This is a genomic window from Streptomyces phytophilus (assembly GCF_013870535.1).
Classification (GTDB): domain Bacteria; phylum Actinomycetota; class Actinomycetes; order Streptomycetales; family Streptomycetaceae; genus Streptomyces; species Streptomyces phytophilus.
This window is the reverse complement of record NZ_JACBXC010001010.1, coordinates 1-2237: the sequence shown is the minus strand read 5'-3', so window position 1 is coordinate 2237 and position 2237 is coordinate 1. Positions and strand designations below refer to the sequence as shown.

Here is a 2237-nt window from a genome sequence, read left to right as displayed (position 1 = left end):
GTGCCGGTCGTGGCGCGCAGCGCCGCGCCGTACGCGCGGGGGCGGTCCATCGTCCAGAGCGCCGCGCGCATCGCCGCCCGCTCCGCGGCGTGGCCCTTCGCCGGTTTGATCACGGCCTTCGTGCCGCGCACCGTGTACGTGCCGCCCTCCGCGACCCGCGTGCGCAGGTGCACCAGCACCTCGGGGATGTCGATCGCGACCGGGCACACCTCGTAGCACGCCCCGCACAGCGTCGAGGCGTACGGCAGCGAGGCGTCCAGCGCGCTTGCCGTGCCGCGCAGTTGGGGGGTGAGGATGGCCCCGATCGGACCCGGGTAGGCGGAGCCGTACGCGTGGCCGCCGGCGCGCTCGTAGACGGGGCAGACGTTGAGACACGCCGAGCACCTGATGCACCGCAGCGCCTGCCGTCCCACCTGGTCGGACAGCGTGTCGGTGCGTCCGTTGTCCAGCAGGACGAGGTGGAAGTCCCGCGGCCCGTCGTCCTTCGAGGGGCCGGTCCAGGTGCTCGTGTACGGGTTCATCCGCTCGGCGGTCGAGGAGCGCGGCAGCAGTTGGAGGAAGACCTCCAGGTCCCGCCAGGTCGGCACCACCTTCTCGATGCCGACGACGGAGATCAGCGTCTCCGGCAGCGTCAGGCACATCCGGCCGTTGCCCTCGGACTCCAGCACCACCAGCGTGCCGCTCTCGGCGACCATGAAGTTCGCGCCGGAGACCGCCACCCTGGCGCCGAGGAACTTCTCCCGCAGGTGCAGCCGCGCCGCCTCGGCCAGTTCGGCGGGCCGGTCGCCGAGCCCGGCGGGCGCGGGGCGGCCCCAGTCGGCCATGCGGTCGCGGAAGATGTCGCGGATCTCGCCGCGGTTCTTGTGGATGGCCGGGACCAGGATGTGCGACGGCAGGTCGTCGCCGAGCTGCACGATCAGCTCGGCGAGGTCCGTCTCGTACGCGCGGATGCCGGCCTCCGCCAGCGCCTCGTTCAGCCCGATCTCCTGCGTGGCCATCGACTTGACCTTGACGACCTCGTCGGCGCCGGCCGCCCGGACCAGCCGGGTGACGATCGCGTTGGCCTCCGCGGCGTCCACGGCCCAGTGCACGTGCCCGCCCGCGGCGGTCACCGCCGCCTCCAACTGCTCCAGATAGCGGTCCAGGTGGCGCAGCGTGTCGTCCTTGATGGCGGCGCCCGCGGCGCGCAGCCGGTCCCAGTCGGGCAGTTCGGCGACGGCCGCGGCGCGCTTGCCGCGGATGGTGCGCGTGGCGTGGGTGAGGTTGCCGCGCAGGGTGGCGTCCTCGGTGGCCGCCGCCGCAGTCTGCGGGAAGGCCGCCGGGCGCGTACGCGGCATGCCCAGGAACGTACGGGGGGCGCGGGCCCCGCCCCTGTCGCGGCCGCCGGTCACCGGACGTCCCCCTCCGTGCTCGCCAGGATCTCCGCGATGTGCACCGGCCGGACCGGCGAGCCGCGGCGCGCCAGGGTGCCGCCGATGTGCATCAGGCAGGAGTTGTCCGCCGCGCACACGGCCTGCGCGCCCGACTCCTCCACGTGCCGCGCCTTGTCGGCGCCCATCGCCGCCGAGACCGCCGGGTTCTTCAGCGCGAACGTGCCGCCGAACCCGCAGCACTCCTCCGCGCCCGCCAGCTCGCGCAGCGTCAGTCCCTGCACGTGCGCCAGCAGCTGCCGCGGCCGGTCGCCGAGCCCCAGCATCCGCAGCCCGTGACAGGTCGGATGATAGGTGACCGTATATGGGTAATAAGCCCCGACATCGGTCACTTTAAGAACATCGGTGAGGAACTCGGTCAGCTCGTAGGTGCGCGGCGCGACGGCCGCGGCGGCGGGCTCGTCGAGTCGCGGGTAGTTGTCGCGGACCATCGCCGCGCACGAGCCGGAGGGCGTCACGACGTACTCGTAGTCGGCGAAGACGTCCGCGTACCGGCGTGCCAGCGGCCGTGTCTCGCGCCGGTATCCGGTGTTGAACTGGACCTGCCCGCAGCAGGTCTGCGCGAGCGGGAAGTCGACCGCGACGCCCAGCCGCTCCAGCAGGGTCACGACCGCGCGCCCGGTGTGCGGATAGAGCGTGTCGTTGACACACGTCACAAAGAGCGCAACGCGCATTCCGCTTCCTCCCAGGCCGATCCGTCGCCGCTGGGTTCATACTCCCGCAGCGGCTGCGTTCTGTGAAGCAGAGATCGGAGGTCTGAAAGAGTGCCATCGATCACGCCGGCCGCGCGCGCCTGGACCAGGACGT

General features: G+C 72.6%; 2 protein-coding genes. Both read right to left on the bottom strand.

Features of this window, described 5'->3' with window-relative positions; translation table 11 throughout:
• On the bottom strand, nucleotides 1-1337 hold a 1337-nt coding region (locus H5J30_RS28360; protein ID WP_181790139.1), incomplete at its 3' end, for a lactate utilization protein B.
• Nucleotides 1338-1387: 50 nt separating this feature from the next.
• Nucleotides 1388-2104: a (Fe-S)-binding protein gene (locus tag H5J30_RS28355; RefSeq protein WP_181790138.1), complete on the bottom strand. Its 717-nt coding sequence runs from the start codon at nucleotides 2102-2104 to the stop codon at nucleotides 1388-1390.
• Nucleotides 2105-2237: the final 133 nt, after the last annotated feature.